Source organism: Streptomyces sp. NBC_00080 (assembly GCF_045041255.1).
GTDB lineage: Bacteria > Actinomycetota > Actinomycetes > Streptomycetales > Streptomycetaceae > Streptomyces > Streptomyces coriariae.
In genome coordinates this window covers 4,675,491-4,692,569 of record NZ_CP108235.1, presented here as the reverse complement: position 1 = coordinate 4,692,569, position 17,079 = coordinate 4,675,491, and the positions used below count along the sequence as shown (strand labels likewise).

At 70.8% G+C, this 17,079-nt stretch carries 16 protein-coding genes; 7 read left to right on the top strand and 9 right to left on the bottom strand.

Going from position 1 to position 17,079, the window contains the following annotated elements; genetic code table 11:
* Nucleotides 1-67: 67 nt before the first annotated feature.
* Complete coding sequence (locus OHU34_RS20980) at nt 68-1,120, top strand: AI-2E family transporter (RefSeq protein WP_142265227.1); 1,053 nt, start codon at nt 68-70, stop codon at nt 1,118-1,120.
* Here OHU34_RS20980 and OHU34_RS20975 read toward each other — a convergent pair.
* Nucleotides 1,084-3,225, bottom strand: coding sequence for a SpoIIE family protein phosphatase (locus OHU34_RS20975; RefSeq protein ID WP_230195197.1), 2,142 nt, complete (start codon nt 3,223-3,225; stop codon nt 1,084-1,086). The genes OHU34_RS20980 and OHU34_RS20975 overlap by 37 nt on opposite strands.
* Before the next feature lie 144 nt (nt 3,226-3,369).
* On the opposite strand from OHU34_RS20975, the gene aspS reads away from it, so the two are divergent.
* From aspS to OHU34_RS20955, 4 genes are all read left to right on the top strand, one after another.
* Nucleotides 3,370-5,133, top strand: a complete 1,764-nt coding sequence (gene aspS, locus OHU34_RS20970) for an aspartate--tRNA ligase (RefSeq protein ID WP_142265229.1) — start codon at nt 3,370-3,372, stop codon at nt 5,131-5,133.
* A 139-nt stretch (nt 5,134-5,272) separates the two neighbouring features.
* Complete coding sequence (locus tag OHU34_RS20965) at nt 5,273-6,217, top strand: intradiol ring-cleavage dioxygenase (protein ID WP_142265230.1); 945 nt, start codon at nt 5,273-5,275, stop codon at nt 6,215-6,217.
* Nucleotides 6,218-6,294: 77 nt separating this feature from the next.
* Entirely contained in the window at nt 6,295-6,453 is a 159-nt protein-coding gene (locus OHU34_RS20960; RefSeq protein WP_160159987.1) for a hypothetical protein, read from the top strand.
* 44 nt (nt 6,454-6,497) lie between these two features.
* Nucleotides 6,498-6,962, top strand: a complete 465-nt coding sequence (locus OHU34_RS20955) for a hypothetical protein (protein WP_200839741.1) — start codon at nt 6,498-6,500, stop codon at nt 6,960-6,962.
* A gap of 192 nt (nt 6,963-7,154) precedes the next feature.
* Here OHU34_RS20955 and OHU34_RS20950 read toward each other — a convergent pair whose 3' ends face one another.
* From OHU34_RS20950 to OHU34_RS20935, 4 genes are all read right to left on the bottom strand, one after another.
* Nucleotides 7,155-7,946: an ABC transporter permease gene (locus OHU34_RS20950; RefSeq protein WP_142265231.1), complete on the bottom strand. Its 792-nt coding sequence runs from the start codon at nt 7,944-7,946 to the stop codon at nt 7,155-7,157.
* A complete protein-coding gene (locus OHU34_RS20945) occupies nt 7,943-8,944 on the bottom strand; it encodes an ATP-binding cassette domain-containing protein (protein ID WP_200839742.1) in 1,002 nt (333 codons plus the stop codon). Before OHU34_RS20945 ends, OHU34_RS20950 begins: the two co-directional genes overlap by 4 nt.
* A 60-nt stretch (nt 8,945-9,004) precedes the next feature.
* Nucleotides 9,005-9,853: a DUF4097 family beta strand repeat-containing protein gene (locus tag OHU34_RS20940; RefSeq protein ID WP_142265232.1), complete on the bottom strand. Its 849-nt coding sequence runs from the start codon at nt 9,851-9,853 to the stop codon at nt 9,005-9,007.
* 98 nt (nt 9,854-9,951) lie between these two features.
* Nucleotides 9,952-10,467, bottom strand: coding sequence for a toxin-antitoxin system HicB family antitoxin (locus OHU34_RS20935; RefSeq protein ID WP_142265233.1), 516 nt, complete (start codon nt 10,465-10,467; stop codon nt 9,952-9,954).
* Nucleotides 10,468-10,950: 483 nt separating this feature from the next.
* On the opposite strand from OHU34_RS20935, the gene OHU34_RS20930 reads away from it, so the two are divergent.
* Nucleotides 10,951-11,985 (top strand): dioxygenase, encoded by a 1,035-nt coding sequence (locus tag OHU34_RS20930; protein ID WP_405767788.1) that lies wholly within the window; start codon nt 10,951-10,953, stop codon nt 11,983-11,985.
* 52 nt (nt 11,986-12,037) lie between these two features.
* Here the strand turns inward: OHU34_RS20930 and OHU34_RS20925 are convergent, their stop codons facing one another.
* The 3 genes from OHU34_RS20925 to OHU34_RS20915 form a co-directional block, all read right to left on the bottom strand.
* On the bottom strand, nt 12,038-12,715 hold the full coding sequence (locus tag OHU34_RS20925) for a hypothetical protein (RefSeq protein ID WP_142265235.1): 678 nt from the start codon (nt 12,713-12,715) through the stop codon (nt 12,038-12,040).
* Nucleotides 12,716-12,804: 89 nt separating this feature from the next.
* Nucleotides 12,805-14,262 (bottom strand): FG-GAP-like repeat-containing protein, encoded by a 1,458-nt coding sequence (locus OHU34_RS20920; protein WP_230195193.1) that lies wholly within the window; start codon nt 14,260-14,262, stop codon nt 12,805-12,807.
* Nucleotides 14,263-14,392: 130 nt separating this feature from the next.
* On the bottom strand, nt 14,393-14,758 hold the full coding sequence (locus OHU34_RS20915; RefSeq protein ID WP_142265237.1) for a PH domain-containing protein: 366 nt from the start codon (nt 14,756-14,758) through the stop codon (nt 14,393-14,395).
* Nucleotides 14,759-14,986: 228 nt separating this feature from the next.
* On the opposite strand from OHU34_RS20915, the gene OHU34_RS20910 reads away from it, so the two are divergent.
* On the top strand, nt 14,987-16,330 hold the full coding sequence (locus tag OHU34_RS20910; protein WP_405767784.1) for a polysaccharide lyase family 1 protein: 1,344 nt from the start codon (nt 14,987-14,989) through the stop codon (nt 16,328-16,330).
* Between the two features lie 121 nt (nt 16,331-16,451).
* On the opposite strand, the gene OHU34_RS20905 is transcribed toward OHU34_RS20910, so the two are convergent.
* Nucleotides 16,452-17,069 (bottom strand): Uma2 family endonuclease, encoded by a 618-nt coding sequence (locus OHU34_RS20905; RefSeq protein ID WP_142265239.1) that lies wholly within the window; start codon nt 17,067-17,069, stop codon nt 16,452-16,454.
* Nucleotides 17,070-17,079 lie beyond the last annotated feature (10 nt).

The following is a 17,079-nucleotide window of genomic DNA, read 5'->3' as shown; positions in this document are numbered from 1 at the left end:
CACGTGCCCTCACCCGGGCGGCCCGTCAGGTCAGGACAATCCGGCGCCTCCGTGATCCGCTGGACGCGTGCACCTGCTCCCCGTCCCCGCTCGCCGGTTCGCCGCCTGGTGCGCCGTGATTCTGCTCGCGGCGGGTGTCGGGTACGTGGGGATCCGGCTGTGCGCCGAGTTGCGTACGGCCGTCACGCCCGTGTTGCTCGCGTTGCTCGGGACCGCGCTGCTCAGGCCGCTGTACCGGAGGCTGGTGGAGGTGGGGGTGCCCCGGTCGGTGTCGGCGGGGCTGACGTGTGTCGCCGTCGTCGCCGTGGTCGGCGGGGCGGTGTACATCGTCGTCGCCGCGCTGATCGACAGCGGGGATCAGATCGTCGCCGCGCTCAGGTCGGCGGCACGGAGCATCGCCGAACACTTCGGGGCCGCCGGGACCTCGCTCGACGACCTCGCGTCCAATGCGAAGGAGTTGCTGACCAAGTTCGGGGGGACGGCCGCGTCCAACGTCATCAGCGGGGTGAGTGTCGTCGGCGAGAGCATCGCCATGGCCGTGCTCGCGCTGCTGCTCGTCTTCTTCTTTCTGCGCGACTCGCACCGGGCGATCGGCGCGCTGCGTTCCGTCGCGCCACGCGGTACCGGCGACACCCTGGAGGCCATGGCCCGGCGGGCCTTCCGGGCCGTGGAGGGGTTCATGCGGGGCACGACCTTCATCGCCTTCATCGACGCCGTGTGCATCACCGTCGGACTGCTCGTCCTCGATGTGCCGGGGGCGGTCGGGCTGGGTGCCCTCGTCTTCGTCGGGGCGTACATCCCCTATCTCGGCGCCTTTCTCTCCGGGGCCGTCGCCGTGCTGGTGGCGCTCGCCGACCGGGGCTTCGTCATCGCGCTGTGGGCGCTCGGGGTGGTGCTGGCGGTGCAGGTGCTGGAGGGGCATGTGCTGCAGCCGGTGATCCAGAGCCGGACCGTGCAGATGCATCCGGCGGTGGTGATGGTGGCCATCACGGCCGGGGCGTCCGTGGCCGGCATCCTGGGCATGCTGCTCGCCGTTCCCGTGACGGCCGCCGCCTTCGGGGTCCTGCACGAACTACGGACGCGTCACAGTGCTCCCGCCGAGGGCTCGCCGAACTCGTAGAGCTCGAACCAGATGCTCTTGCCCTCGCCCCGGGGCGCCACCCCCCAGGTGTCCGCGAGCAGTTCGATGAGGACCAGGCCTCGCCCCGAGGACGCCAGTTCGCCGGGGCGGCGCTTGTGGGGGAGGTCGTCGCCGGCGTCGGTGACCTCGATGCGGAGCCGGCGTTCGCCGGGCGCGCCGGTCACCTCGGCGACGAGCAGCGCGTCCGCGTCGGTGTGGACGAGGACGTTCGTCAACGTCTCGGAGACGAGCAGGACCGCCGAGTCGACCTGGTCCTCACAGGTCCAGTCGTGCAGCAGCTCGCGCAGTTGCTGCCGGGCCACGGCGATCCGTTCGGGCTCGGCCTGCGCGACCGTCAGCATCGAGCGCCGCACGGGCTGCCGGACCGGCACGGGAGCGGCGCCCGGGCCGCAGCCGCCCGCGCCCTGGCGGCACAGGAGCAGCACGGCGATGTCGTCCTCGCGGCGGTCCGCGAGAGGGCCCGTGGTGTGGTGGGAGGAAGGGCCGTGCACCGCCTGGACCAGGGCGTCGGCCAGCTCCTCCAGATCGCCCTGGTGTGCCTCGAGGATCTTGCGGACGCGCCCCCAGCCGGTGTCGAGGTCGTGACCGCCGGTCTCCAGCAGGCCGTCGGTGCAGAGCATCAGCGCCTCGCCGGGTTCCAGGGCGAGCCGGGTGGTGGGGTAGTCGGCGTCCGGGTCGATGCCGAGGGGCAGGCCCCCGGCGGTGGCGCGGACCAGCACGGTGCCGTCGGACATGCGGATCGTGGGATCCAGATGTCCGGCCCGGGCGGTCTCCAACACCCCGGTCACCGGGTCGACCTCTATGTACAGGCAGGTGGCGAAACGCGGATCGGCCCCGGCTCCGCCGTCCGTGTCGGTGAGGCCGTGGAAGAAGCCGGAGGCTCGGGAGAGGACGGCGTCGGGGCGGTGGCCCTCGGCGGCGTACGCCCTTACCGCTATGCGCAGCTGGCCCATGAGCCCAGCGGCGCGGACGTCATGGCCCTGGACGTCGCCGATGACCAGGGCGAAGCGGCCCCTGGGCAGCGGGATCATGTCGTACCAGTCGCCGCCGACCTGAAGGCCGCCGCCGGTCGGTATGTAGCGGGCGGCGAGGGTCATGCCCGGTATCTCGGGGCCGAGGGTGGGGAGCATGGAGCGCTGGAGGCCGTCGGTCAGCTCGCGCTGGGTCTCCGCCAGACCCGCGCGGGTGAGGGCCTGGGCGAGCATGCGCGCGACCGTCGTCAGCACGGACCGCTCGTCCGGGGTGAACGCCACCGGGTACGCGAAGCCGGCCATCCAGGTGCCCATCGTGCGGCCGGCCACCGTCAGCGGCAGGAACGCCCATGAGTGACGGCCGAAGTGCGCGGCCAGCGGCCAGGTGAGCGGGTAGCGCTCCTTGTACCGCTCGGGGGAGGACAGGTATACGGCCCGCCCGGTGCGCACGACCTCGGCGGCCGGATAGTCCGTATGGATGGACATCTGACTGAAGGGGTCCTCGTCGCCGGACTGGTGTCCGTGGTGGCCGATGATCGTCAGCCGGTCGCCTTCCACGCCGAAGACGGCGAGTCCGTCCGGTGAGAAGCCCGGCATGGACAGGGCCGCCGCGACCCTCAGCACCTCCTCGGTGGACCGCGCCTCCGCCAGCGCCCGGCCCGCGTCCAGCAGGAACGCCTCGCGTGAGCGCCGCCAGTCGCCGGTGACGGCGGTCCGTCCCGCGGGGGTGCCCGGCGTCGGTTCGGTCACTTCCTGGAGGGTGCCGATCAGCTCGTACGCCTTCTTCACCGGGTCGAAGGACGGCTTGGAGCGGCTGCGCACGACCCGGACGACCCGTCCCAGGTCGTCCATGATCCGGATGCGTACCTCGGCGAGGGTGCCCTCGGCGACGGCGAGCTGGATCACCCCGGTGATCTCGTTCCAGTCGACGGGGTGGAGGCGGGCCCGGGTCTGGGCCTCGGTGAGGACCGTCTCCTCCGGGGGCAGCCCGAGCAGCCGGGCTGCCTCGGCGTCGACCGTGACCAGCCCGGTGGCGGTGTCCCAGTGCCACAGGCCGGTCGCGAGGGAGGCGAGGACCTCCCCCACGGCAGGCAACGGCTCGCCAGTGCGCATTGCCCCACTTTAGGAATATGGGGCGGAGAAGTGCCACTGATCGCCGCACCCGTATTGAGGGGAGGTGATCAGTGACTGCCCGGTACGCTGGGGGTTGTTTCACGTGAAACACGCCCCCGATCCGCGAAGACTGGATGAACGACGATGCATCGGTACAGGTCCCACACCTGCGGCGAGCTCCGCGCCTCTGACGTCGGCACCGACGTCCGGCTGAGCGGCTGGCTGCACAATCGGCGCGACCTGGGCGGCATCCTCTTCATCGATCTGCGTGATCACTACGGCATCACGCAGCTCGTCGCCCGTCCGGGCACGCCCGCGTACGAGGCCCTCGACCGGCTCACCAAGGAGTCGACGGTCCGCATCGACGGCAAGGCCGTCTCACGCGGCGCGGAGAACGTCAACGCGGATCTCCCGACCGGCGAGATCGAGGTCGAGGTCGGCGAGGTCGAGCTGCTCGGCGCCGCCCAGCCGCTCCCCTTCACGATCAACGCCGAGGACGGGGTCAACGAGGAGCGGCGCCTGGAGTACCGCTTCCTGGACCTGCGCCGTGAGCGCATGCACCGCAACATCATGCTGCGGACGTCGGTCATCTCGGCGATGCGGCACAAGATGACGGCGCTGGGCTTCAACGAGATGGCGACGCCGATCCTGTCCGCGACCTCCCCCGAGGGCGCCCGCGACTTCGTCGTCCCGTCCCGTCTGCACGCGGGCCGGTTCTACGCCCTGCCGCAGGCCCCGCAGCAGTTCAAGCAGCTGCTGATGATCTCGGGCTTCGACCGCTACTTCCAGATCGCCCCCTGCTTCCGCGACGAGGACGCGCGCGCGGACCGCTCGCCGGGCGAGTTCTACCAGCTCGACGTCGAGATGAGCTTTGTCGAGCAGGAGGACGTCTTCCAGCCGATCGAGAAGCTCATGACGGAGCTGTTCGAGGAGTTCGGCGGCGGCCGCCACGTCACCTCCCCCTTCCCGCGCATTCCGTTCCGCGAGTCGATGCTGAAGTACGGCTCCGACAAGCCGGACCTGCGGGCTCAGCTCGAACTCGTCGACATCACCGACATCTTCGACGGCTCGGAGTTCAAGGCCTTCGCGGGCAAGCACGTCCGCGCGCTGCCGGTGCCGGACGTCTCCGCGCAGCCCCGTAAGTTCTTCGACCAGCTCGGCGACTTCGCGGTGACGCTGGGCGCGAAGGGTCTGGCCTGGGTCCGGGTGGCCGAGGACGGCTCGCTGACCGGTCCGATCGCGAAGTTCCTGACCGAGGAGAACGTCGCCGAGCTGACCAAGCGCCTGTCGCTGGCCGCCGGCCACGCGGTGTTCTTCGGCGCGGGCGAGTACGACGAGGTCTCGAAGATCATGGGCGCGGTGCGGGTCGAGGCCGCCAAGCGTGCCGGGCACTTCGAGGAGAACGTCTTCCGCTTCTGCTGGATCGTCGACTTCCCGATGTACGAGAAGGACGAGGAGACCGGCAAGATCGACTTCTCGCACAACCCGTTCTCGATGCCGCAGGGCGGTCTGGAGGCCCTGGAGACCCAGGACCCGCTGGACATCCTGGGCTGGCAGTACGACATCGTCTGCAACGGCGTGGAGCTGTCCTCCGGCGCGATCCGGAACCACGAGCCGGAGATCATGCTCAAGGCGTTCGAGATCGCGGGCTACGACCACGAGACGGTCGAGGAGAAGTTCGCCGGCATGCTGCGCGCGTTCCGCTTCGGCGCCCCGCCGCACGGCGGTATCGCGCCGGGCGTCGACCGCATCGTGATGCTGCTGGCCGATGAGCCGAACATCCGCGAGACCATCGCCTTCCCGCTCAACGGCAACGCCCAGGACCTGATGATGGGCGCGCCGACGGAGCTGGAGGAGGCCAGGCTGAGGGAGCTGCACCTGTCGGTGCGCAAGCCGCAGCCGAAGTAGCACGCACGGCCGAGAGCGGCAGGCCTTTTCGTGGAGTGGCCCGGAACCGACGTCGGTTCCGGGCCACTTTCGTTTTCCCCGGCAACTGACAGCTCTTCCTTATGCTCCTGACAGGTTTCGTCCCTAGCGTCCCGGCCTCATGACGGGATCTCAGAAACCACACAGCGAACAGGACTTATCACGTCGCAAGGTCGTGGCCGTGGCCGCGGGCGGCGTCGCGGTGGCGGGCCTGGGCGGCACCGCCTTCGCGGCGAGCGCCGCCGAGGGGCGCGGCAGACCGGCCCGGGCCGGCACCGACGGCGAGGTCTGCTACCGGCTGACCTCGGAGACGGTCGAGGGCCCTTACTACATCGACGCCGACAAGATCCGTCGGGACGTCACGGAGGACCGGGAGGGCATCCCGCTCCTCCTCGGCCTGAAGGTGATCGACTCGGAGACGTGCAGGCCGATCCGGGATGCGGCCGTCGACATCTGGCACTGCGATGCGGCGGGGGTGTACTCGGGTTACGAGGACCAGGGCAACGGCGGTGGCGGCGGTCCCGCTCCGACCGGCGAACCCCCGACCGGCGAACCTCCGACGGGGGCGCCCACCGGGGCACCCCCGGGAGGCGGCCACCAGGAGCCCACGGACGACAGCCGCTATCTGCGCGGCACCTGGCGAACGGACCGGCACGGTCAGGTGACCTTCCGGACGGTCTTCCCGGGCTGGTACCGCGGCCGGTGCGTCCACATCCACGTCAAGGTGCACGTGGACGGCGAATGGACGGACGCCGGTTACGAGGGCGGGCACACCTGCCACACGGGCCAGTTCTTCTTCGACGAGGAGTCCGTGCTCGCCTCGGCGGTGGTGGAGCCGTACGCGAGCAACGCCGCGGAGCGCACGACCCTCACCGAGGACACGATCTACGACCAGAGCGGCACCCAGGGCGGTCTGCTGAAGCTGCGCTACGACAAGCGGGACATCGCGAGGGGCGTCCACGGGTCGATCACGGTCGGCGTGGACCCGGACGCGACGGAGGACGGCCAGGGCTCACCGCCGCAGCCGAGCGCGTCGGCGTCAGCGTCGGCGTCCGATTCCGCCTAGGCGTCGGCTTCACCTTCGGTCTCCGACAGCTGACGGATTTCTCCGGGCCATGCCCCCCGACCCGCGGGTCGGGGGGCATGGCTCTCTTCCTGAGCTGTTCACCTATGTGGGCCACGCTCTTCGGCTACCTCAAGGACACGACCGGCAGCACGAACGGCGGCGATCCGCTCCTGGAGACCTCACCGGAGGCGCACAGGAAGGCCGAGGCGGGAGCACAGCGCCGCGTCGTCTCATAGCGGTACGCCGGCACGGGCCGACGGGGCAAGGGAGGAAGCCAGCCATGGGATCCACGGGGTTCATGATCACGCTGTCGGTGCTGCTGATCGTCGGCGTGGTGGCGGGGGTGGTGGCCCAGCGCCGGACGGCTCGCACCCGACGTCCGGCCGGTCGGCCCGGACTGTCCGACCTGGATGCGGAGGCGGAGGCGAACCACTGGCTGATCCGGCTGGGCGGCGGCCTCGTCCCGCCGGGCGCTCGGGCCTGGGCGGGTGCGGACGAGGCGGCGGGCCGGGCGCTGACCAGCGCGGCGGAGTGTCACCGCGCGGCGCGCGACCGGCTGTCCGGGGCCCGTACGGCGGGGGACTACGAGGAGGTCACGCGGGTGGCGAAGGAAGGGCTGGAGCATCTTCGCTCGGCGCGTGCGGCACTGGGCCAACCGGCTTCGGGGGCCGTGGACGGGCCCGCTCTCCCTCGTGCGGCCCGCGTCCCGGCCGTCGGCGCGGGCCGCGCGGTCACGTCCCGCTAGACGACCGTGTCTGCTTCACCGTGTCTGCCTTGCTGTTTCCTGCCCGGTGGTTCTTCCTCGCTGCCCCTCCGTCGGTGCCGCCGCGTGAACGGCTGCGGGGCGGCGGACGCCGACGCGGTGTCGGAGTACGCCGCCCCGCGGCGGGTCGAGCTTCGGGCCCACGCCGGCACGCTGCCGGCGGGTCCTTCTCCCCTACTTCGGGTCGCGGTCGAACAGCGACTTGGACCAGAAGCAGCCGAGCACCGCGAGTCCCAGGCACCAGGCGACGGCGAGCCATCCGTTGTGGCCGATTTCGCTGCCGAGCAGCAGTCCGCGGAGGGTCTCGATGGCGGGGGTGAACGGCTGGTACTCGGCGATCGGCTGGAACCAGCCCGGCATCGCGTCGACCGGGACGAAGGCGCTGGAGATCAGCGGCAGGAAGATCAGCGGCATGGCGTTGTTGCTGGCCGCCTCGGCGTTCGGGCTGGACAGGCCCATGCCGACCGAGATCCAGGTGAGCGCGATGGCGAAGAGGACGAGCAGCCCGAAGGCCGCCAGCCATTCCAGGGCCGTGGCGTCCGTGGACCGGAAGCCGATGGCCACCCCGACGGCCCCGGCGAGGGCCACGCTCATCACGCACTGGATGACGCTGCCGACGACGTGTCCGAAGAGCACCGACCCGCGGTGGATCGCCATCGTGCGGAAACGGGCGATGATGCCCTCGGTCATGTCCATGGAGACGGACACCGCGGTGCCGATGGTGGTGGAGCCGATGGTCATCAGCAGCAGGCCCGGCACGAGGTAGGCGATGTACGCGGAGCGGTCGGCACCGCCGCCGCCGATGCCGGCGCTCATCGCGTCGCCGAAGACGTAGACGAAGAGCAGCAGCAGCATGACGGGTGTGAGCAGCAGGTTCAGTGTCATCGACGGGTAGCGCCGTGCGTGCAGGAGGTTGCGGCGCAGCATCGTGGACGAGTCGCGCACGGCGAGGGAGAGGGAGCTCATCGGACGTTCTCCTTGGGCTGGCCGGGGACGGTGGCGGTGGCGGTGAGGGCGAAGAAGACGTCGTCGAGGTCGGGGGTGTGCACGGTCAGTTCGTCGGCCTCGATGCCGGCGGTGTCGAGCCGGTCGAGGATGGTGCGCAGGTCGCGCTGGCTGCCGTCGCTGGGGATCTGCAGGGCGAGTGCCTCGTCGTCGCGGGTGACCTCGGGCAGTGCGCGGGCGGCTCTGTGGTGGGCGGCGGGGTCGGAGAAGCGGAGCCGGACGTGTCCGCCGGGGACGAGCCGTTTGAGTTCTTCGGCGCTGCCTTCGGCGGCGATCCTGCCGTCGTTGAGTACGGCGATGCGGTCGGCGAGTTCGTCGGCCTCTTCGAGGTACTGGGTGGTGAGGAAGACGGTGACGCCGTCGCGGACCAGCTCGCGGATGATCTGCCACATGTTGTGCCGGGAGCGTGGGTCCAGGCCGGTGGTCGGCTCGTCGAGGAAGATGATCCGCGGGCTGCCGACGAGGGTCATGGCGATGTCGAGGCGGCGCTTCATGCCGCCGGAGTAGGTCGAGGCGGGCTTCTTCGCGGCCTCGACCAGGTCGAAGCGCTCCAGCAGGGCGGCGGCGACCCGCCGCCCCTCCGCCCTGGGCAGGTGGTGCAGGTCCGCCATGAGGAGCATGTTCTCCTCGCCGGTGATCAGCCCGTCCACGGCCGAGAACTGCCCGGTGACACCGATCGCGGCCCGCACCGCCCGCGGATCGGCCGCGAGGTCGTGGCCCGCGACCTGGGCCTGCCCGCCGTCGGCGGTGATGAGCGTGGACAGGATCTTGACGGCGGTGGTCTTGCCGGCGCCGTTCGGCCCGAGCAACGCGAACACGGAACCGGCCGGGATGCGCAGGTCGATGCCGTCGAGGACGGTCTTGTCGCCGTAGGACTTGCGCAGACCGATGGCGGAGACGGCGATCGGCGACGGGTGACCGTCACCCCGGCTGGACGTGGGCATGACAGAAGAAGGCATGGGGCCCTCCGTTCGAAGGCTTGACGTGGGTGGGGGCGGGGCTGGTCGAGAACGCGCTGCTCAGGCCTTGGCGCGGCGGACGTGGATGTTGCCGAACCGGGTGCGGGCGCGGATCTTCACGGTGTCCTCGGTCTGCTCCGGGGACTCGGACGCGGTGAGCGTGTTGCGCACCTGGCCGGAGTCGGAGCTGACGTCGAGCCAGGCCGCCGTGCCCAGGCGGATGCCGACGTCGATGGCCCCGTAGGAGGTCTCCAACTGGACGGTGCCGCGGACCACTTCGCCCACCCGCAGGGTGCCGTGCGCGGTGGTGGCGGTGACCGAGTCCTCGGCGCGTGTGATGTCGATGTCGCCGTTGGCGCCGCTCACGCGCAGTTCGCCGGTCACGGCGCCGACCGTCGTGCTGCCGTGCGAGTTCTTCAGGACGGCGGAGCCGTCGACGAAGCCGACGCGCATGCTGCCGGAGCTGGCGGTGATCTCGGCGGAGCCCTCGACGCGGTCCACGGTGATCGTGCCGTGCGAGGCGGTCAGCTCCAGCGGGCCCGTGGTGTCGAGGCGGACGTCGCCGGCCGAGTTCTTCACGCGGACCTCGCCGAGCCGGCCCTCGCCGATCACCTGGGTCCAGGCGCCGGTCGTGTCGACGCGTGAACCCGTGGGCAGGTCGACCGTCACGTCGACGGTGCCGGTGCGGCCGAGGCCGAACAGCGTGGGCTTGGGCGTCCTGATGGTCAGTACACCGCTCGCGTAGGTGACCTCGGTCTGGGCGGCCGCCCGTGTGTCCAGGTCCTTCTCCGGGTCGCGGGGCCGCACCTCGACGACGGTGTCGGGGCGGTCGGTCGCGGTGAACTGGAGGGAACCGGCGTCCACGCGTGCGGTGACCGAGATCGGTTCGGGAGTGTCGTAAGAAGGCATGGCTGTCCCGTCCTCTTGGGTCTTCAGGGCGTCCCCGCTGGTGGGACGTGGTGTGGGTGAAGTGGTGCGGGTGCAGTGGGATGCGGGCGGGTGCGGCGCTAGCGCACCCAGCCCGTGAAGCTCTGTCCGAGGGCCTGGGTCTTCTCCGTCGTGCGCGGCGGCCGGGCGCCACCGTCGACCGCGGCCGACACGGCACGCACCAGCCACGCGTTGACCGACAGGCCCTCGCGGGTCGCGGCCTCCTCGGCGCGGGCCTTGAGGTGGGCCGGCAGGCGCAGGTTGACGCGGGCGGTGCCGCCCTCGTCGCCGTCGGCCGGAGCCTTGAGCGGCTCGGTGGGCGCGACCGGCTCCGCGATGGCACCGCCGTCGCCGGGCGGGAGTGTCACCACGAACTGGGGGTCGAGCCCGCGCAGCCGTACGTCGACCGAGCCGGGGGCGAGATCGCGGGTGATCTCGTCCGTGGCGGCGGACAGCACATGGAGCATGGTCAGCCGGGTCGCCGACTCCAGGGGAGCGGTGAGCCGCTCCGCCAGCTCACGGGCTTCGTCACCGCCGGCTTCGGCGGCCACCGCGAGTTCGCGGCGGAGGGTGTCGACATACGGGGTGAGGTCCATGACGCCATGATGGCACCACTATGGCGCCATGTGCAAGCCGTGGGGTGACATCTCTGGACCATAGGCCAGCGGCGGCGCTCTGACCTGCTAAAACGTGATGGCGCCTATGTGGGCGACTGTGGCACCATGCGCATTCACGGGCTTCGGGTGGCGACGATTGGCGCCCGGTGGCGCCCGGTGGCACCTGATGGCGCCCCGTATCGCGCCCCAGGGCACCTCGTGGCGTCCAGGTGGTGCCAGGTGGTGCCAGGTGGTGCCAGGTGGTGCTCCGGGAGGCGTCGGGCGGCGCTTCCGGGGTGATGCCCGACGGAGTCGAGTCGAGCGCGGGTCCGGGTGTGGCGATAAAGGTGAGGTAAGCCTCACCAGGCCCTCTGCCATGGGCAGGCTCAAAACAGACCCGGAGTCCGGCGCATTTTGCCTGCCCTTGGAATTCCACAGGTCGTTCCCACGCCTGTGACAGGCCCGCCTCCTAGCTTCGCGGCCATGACGGGAAACTCAGGAAACACAGAAAACACAGCCGGTGCCGAGAATGACCAGCAAGGCCCCAGGCACAAGCGTGATCTGACCCGACGCAAGGTGGTCGTCGCCGGTGCGGGCGCGGCCGTCGCCGTCGGAGCGGGCGGGGCGCTCGCCGCCGGCGCCTTCGCTGGGGAGAAGAGCGGAACCAAGCCCAAGGCCGCCGCTTCCGCGAGCGCCGGCGAGGTCTGCTACAAGCTCACCTCCGAGACCACCGAAGGCCCGTACTACATCGACGCGGACAAGCTCCGCCAGGACATCACCGAGGACAAGGAGGGCATCCCGCTCACCCTCGCCCTCAAGGTGATCGACTCCGAGACCTGCAAGCCCCTCGCGAACGCCGCCGTCGACATCTGGCACTGCGACGCCCTCGGCATCTACTCCGGCTACGAGAGCCTCTCCACCGGTGGTGGTGGCGCCCCCACCGACGCGCCGTCCGGCACCCCGACCGGTACGCCGACCGACGTGCCGACCGGCACTCCGACCGGCGAGCCGCCGTCGGGCGGCGGCGGTGGCGGCGGGCACGAGGAGCCCACCGACGACGAGCGCTATCTGCGGGGGACCTGGAAGACCGACAGGCAGGGACGCGTCACCTTCAAGACGATCTTCCCGGGCTGGTACCGCGGCCGCACGGTCCACATCCACACCAAGGTGCACGTCAACGGCGAGTGGACCGACGCCGGTTACGAGGGCGGCAACACCTGCCACACGGGTCAGTTCTTCTTCGACGAGGAGTCCGTGCTCGCCTCGGCCGAGGTGGAGCCGTACTCCACCAGCACCACCGAGCGCACCACGCTCACCGAGGACACGATCTACGACCAGAGCGGCGTCCAGGGCGGTCTGCTCAAGCTGAAGTACAACAAGAAGAACATCGCCAAGGGTGTCGTGGGTTCGATCACGATGGGTGTCGAACCCGACGCCACCCACGAGGGCACCGACGACGCGGTCCAGCCGGGCGCGTCCGAGACGGCGTCGGCCGAGGCGTCGGCCTCTTCCGGCTGATCCCGGCGGCGGGGCCGTCCCGGCGGACCGGGCCCTCACCCGTGCGTCCCGGTCACTCGTCCGGTGACGCCCCCTCCTCCAGCAGCCGCTCCGCGATGTCCGTCGACCAGCTCTGGGCCCACGCACGCAGGTCCGTGAGCTGGTCCTCGGTCAGGCCGTACGCCGTGAACGCCGTGTCCGGGTAGTGGTCCGTGCCCGTCAGCCGGGTCTGGAGGGTGGGCAGGTCGAAGTCGTCCCGGGCGTGGCGGCGGGCCAGTTCCTCCAGGTCGGGGTGGGTGAAGCGGGCCGACGCCGCTCTCGCGTCGATCAGGTCGACGGCCAGACCGCGGTCGTAGAGCGCCCGCACCTTCGTGCCCACCGCGTCCGGGAGGGCGAGCGCCGGACCGTACGGGGTCGGGACGGGCGGGCTCCAGAAGGTCTCCTTGTGCAGGGCCAACCGGAGGACCGTGTCCGTGGCGCGGTCCAGCACGGCCAGGTGCGCGGACAGCGGGTCCGTGTCCCGGACCGTCGCCTCGTGGCCGCCCCGGGAGGTGAGCGCCGCGCCCAGCGCTTCGGCGAGCCGGGGCATCGGCTCCGCGCTCTCGGTCGCCAAGTCCACGTTCGCGTGCGGGCGTTGGAGCAGCTCGTGCGCCTGGAGCGCGTAGCCGCCGGCCAGGGCCCAGGGGGCGCCGGCGGCGGCCACGTCGAAGACCTCGGCGAGGAGCCGGAGGTGGGGTTCGAGAAGGTCCACCGGGTAGTCGTACCAGGTGCGGTGACCGTCGTGCGGGGTGCGGCGGGTGCGGCGGCACCACCGGGTGCTGGTGGCCGGGTGACCCGGGGTCAGATCACCCAGCCCAGGCCGTACCCGCCCAGCAGGACCGAGTTCGGCTGGGTGAGGCCCACCGAGGGGGCCGTGAAGACGCGGCTGCGGGCGGCGGTCGGGCCATTGGTGAAGCCGGGCAGGGTCCAGACGGCGCCGGTGGACTCGTTCTCGCCCGAGGCGCTGACGAACAGCTCCGGCCTGCCGTCCCGGTTCACGTCCCCGGCCGCGACCGTCGTACCGAACCCGTCGCCCGCCTCGGAGGCGTCCGGGACGCCCGCCGTGTCCTGGGTGAAGGCGTACGAGCCGGCGCCGAGGGCGCCGGTGCGGCGGCCGGGTACGACCGTCACCTGGCCGGCCTGCGCCTTGGTGCCGACCGACTCGCGCGGCGCGCCGATCACGAGGTCCGCGAGGCCGTCGCGGTTGAGGTCGGTCACCGTCAGGGCGCCGCCGAAGACGTCGCCCTTCTCGCTCGCGTCGGGCACGCCGACGGTGTCCTGCGTGATCTGCTCGGGCACGGCGTCGGGTGCGATGCCGGCCGCCGAGCCGCGCCAGACGAGCACGCGGCCGCCCGGCACGCCGTCCACGCCCGCGACTTCGGGTTCGTCCGGGTCGCCGACGACCAGGTCGTCGTAGCCGTCGCCGTCGACGTCCCCGGTGGCGGCGATACGGCCGTTGCCGTGGGCGAGACGGGCCGGCAGGCCGACGTGGTCCTGGTCCTCCGGGTCGACGAAGACGAACCCGCCGGTCTCCCCGCCCTGGCCGTACGTCACGTTCACGTGCTCGGGGGAGCCGTCGCCGTCGAAGTCGCCGAGCGCGACGGAGTCCCCCCAGGAGCTGTCCGCCGCGACCGCGGAGGTGCCGTAGCCGCCGGTGCGGGTGAAGGGGCCGGTGAAGCGGACGGCACCGCCCCAGCTCGCGACCAGGATCTCGGACCGCGCGGCCGAGGCCCCGCGGGTCGCGGCGATGTCCGCGCCGTAGTGGTAGGGGACCATGCCCGCCGTCGCCGAGGCGGGCAGGTCGGTACCCGTGGTGAGCCCGCTCCCGCTGCCCCACAGCACGGTCACGGACCCCGCTTCCTGGCCCCTCGCGGTGCTCTCGAAGGGGGAGCCGACGACCAGGTCCGCGTAGCCGTCGCGGTTCAGGTCGGCCGTGGCGGTGGCGGAGCCGAACCCGTCGCCCGCCTCGGCGGTGTCCGGCACGCCCGCGGTGTTCTGCGTGATCAGTGCTCGCCGGGCGGCCGACAGTCCCGTCTTGGACCCGTACAGCACGACGACGGCGCCCGCCCGTTCCCTGCCCGCCACGTTCGCGCCCGGCGCGGGCAGTACGGCGTCGCGGTAGCCGTCCCCGTTGAAGTCACCGGGCACCGCACCGTGCACGGCGACGGCGGGCACGGCGGGCAGTGCCGCGGCACCCAGCAGCCCGGCCAGAAGCACCACGGCCACCCGCCAACCACGCCTGAGAGCAAGCTCGTTCACGCGAATCCCCCATCCCCACGCGCGCACCCTCCGTGCGCCTGCGCCCCGCCCGCGAGTGTAAAGCGCGCCCGGGGCGCACGCCCCCCGAACGGGGCCGTGGACCTCGTGGACGGGGTCGTGAACGGGGGCGTTACCTGGCCACGAACTGCGTGAGGATCGCCTGCACCTCGTAGATGTCCACGCCCTTGGTGAACGTCTTCTCGATCGGCACGGACGAGCCGGACACCCAGATCTTCAGTTCGGCGTCCAGGTCGAAGGTGCCGGCGGTCTCCACCGCGAAGTGCGTGATGCTGCGGTACGGAATGGAGTGGTACTCCGTCTTCTTGCCGGTGATCCCCTGCTTGTCGACGAGGATCAGCCGCCGGTCCGTGAACAGGATGGTGTCGCGGATCAGCAGGAACGCGGCCTGAACATGCTCGCCCTGGCCCAGCAGACGGGCGTAGTCCTGCTGCGCCTGCGCCGGGTCGATCGGGTGCGCGTTGCCGAAGAGTGCCATGGAAGCTCCCCCAGTTGACGATGACGCCGGTCCATGTGTGGTGATCCCTCCCCGGAGAGAGGTGTTCGTCCCCCGATGCGCACCTTAAGGGGGAGGTGGGGGAATCGTGAAGGCGTTTGATCGACCGGCGGAGACGGCCCCGGAAAAAATCCTCTGCACGCGGCAACTCTTCACGCGGCGGCGACCACTGACAGGACGTAAGCCCGCTCCTCCCCGTAAGGATCCCCCGTGGCAGCTCCCTCCCACCGCCGGTCCCTCCGCTCGCGCCGCGTCCTCGTCGTCTCCGCCGCCGCCGTGGCCGCGGCCGTCGGCGCCGGTGTCGTCGTGATGAACGCGAACGCCGGGACCGTCGACCTGTACCACCAGACGCTCGCCGCCAAGGACGGCTGGGCCTCTTCCGGCACGGGCACCACCGGTGGCACCAAGGCCGACGCCGCGCACACGTTCACCGTCTCCACCCGCGCCCAGCTGGTGAAGGCGCTGGGGTCCGCCTCCGACACCACCCCCCGGATCATCAAGATCAAGGGCACGATCGACGCCAACACCGACGACGCGGGCAAGAAGCTGACCTGCGCCGACTACGCGTCGGGCACGGGCTACTCGCTCTCCGCCTACCTGAAGGCGTACGACCCCTCCTCGTACGGCACCTCCAAGCTGCCCTCCGGCACCCAGGAGAAGGTCCGCGCCGCGGCCCAGACCAAGCAGGCGAAGAACATCGTCTTCAAGGTGCCGGCCAACACCAGTGTCGTCGGCGTGCCGGGCACCAACGCCGGGATCTCCGGCGGCATGCTCCAGATCCAGAACGTGGACAACGTCGTCGTCCGCAACCTGACCTTCGCCGCAACCGAGGACTGCTTCCCGCAGTGGGACCCGACCGACGGTGACGACGGCAACTGGAACTCCAACTACGACTCGGTCACGCTGCGCGGCGCGACCCACGTGTGGGCCGACCACAACACGTTCACCGACGCGCCCCACCTCGACAGCGCCAACCCGAAGTACTACGGCCGCGAGTACCAGATCCACGACGGCGCCCTGGACATCACCAAGAGCTCGGACCTGGTGACCGTCTCGCGCAACCAGTTCACCAACCACGACAAGACGATGCTGATCGGCAGCAGCGACAGCGAGCCCGGCGGCAAGCTGCGCGTCTCCATCCACCACAACATCTGGAAGGGCATCGTCCAGCGCGCCCCGCTGGCCCGGGTCGGCCAGGTGCACATCTACAACAACTACTACGACGTCACGACCCTCAACGGCTACGCGACGCAGTACAGCATCAACTCCCGCGCCAAGGCCCAGGTCGTCGCCGAGAACAACTACTGGAAGGTCCCGACCGGCGGAAAGGTCGCCAAGCTCCTGAGCGGCGACGGAACCGGTGCGGTCAAGGGCTCCGGCAACCTCGTCAACGGCACGGTCACCGACGTCGTCGCCGCGTACAACGCCGCCTCGTCGAAGGACCTGAAGACCACGGTCAACTGGACCCCGGCCCTCACCTCGGGCCTCGAGGCGTCGGCGAAGAACCTGCCCACCACCCTCGCCACGACCACCGGTGCGAACGTCCTGAAGTAACACCCCTCAGACACGCGAGGGCCGGGTGACCACGAGCCCCCGGCCCTCGCGTTCTCATGCCGCGCATGCGCCTTCCGAGGGATGCGGGTGAGACGCAGGTGACCAGGGAAGACCAGGGGATTCACTGCTGGGCGTGCTCGCCGCCCTCACTCCGATAGCGCGGCAGGTCCCGGGTCGGGATCGTCCACTCACCGATGGTGACGTCCTCGCCGTAGAGGAAGTCCTTGCGGGTGGCGTAGCGCGGGCCGTCGGGGGTGGAGTGGATGTCGGTGAGTACGGCGCCCGTTCCGGTGCGGGGGTCGAAGACGGCGTAGACGGGGATGCCGATCAGTGGGTAGTCACGCATCTTGCCGACCCAGTCGTTGTCGGGGTTGGAGCGGGAGACGACCTCGATGGCGGCGATCAGTGTGCGCGGGTCGAAGGAGCCCGGGACATCCATGTCCGCCCAGGCGATCACCATGACATCAGGGTGGCGCATGATGCCTTCGGGTTCGGCCTCGACATCGGGCGTACCTGTGTGAGCGACCAGGTCTTCCGGCATGACCTTCTCAAGGCGTTTTCGAAGGTGCAGCGTGGTCAGCTCGTGGGGACCGATGGGCGCCATCATGTCGTGGACGATCCCTTCCGGGGTGATCTCGAACTTGCCGGGAAGCGTGTCGTCCATGGACTGAACGAAGTCCCTCATGGCCCGGTACAGGTGGGAGGCGCCCTGCTGCGCGTCGTCCGGGGCGATGGTCATGGCGCTCGCT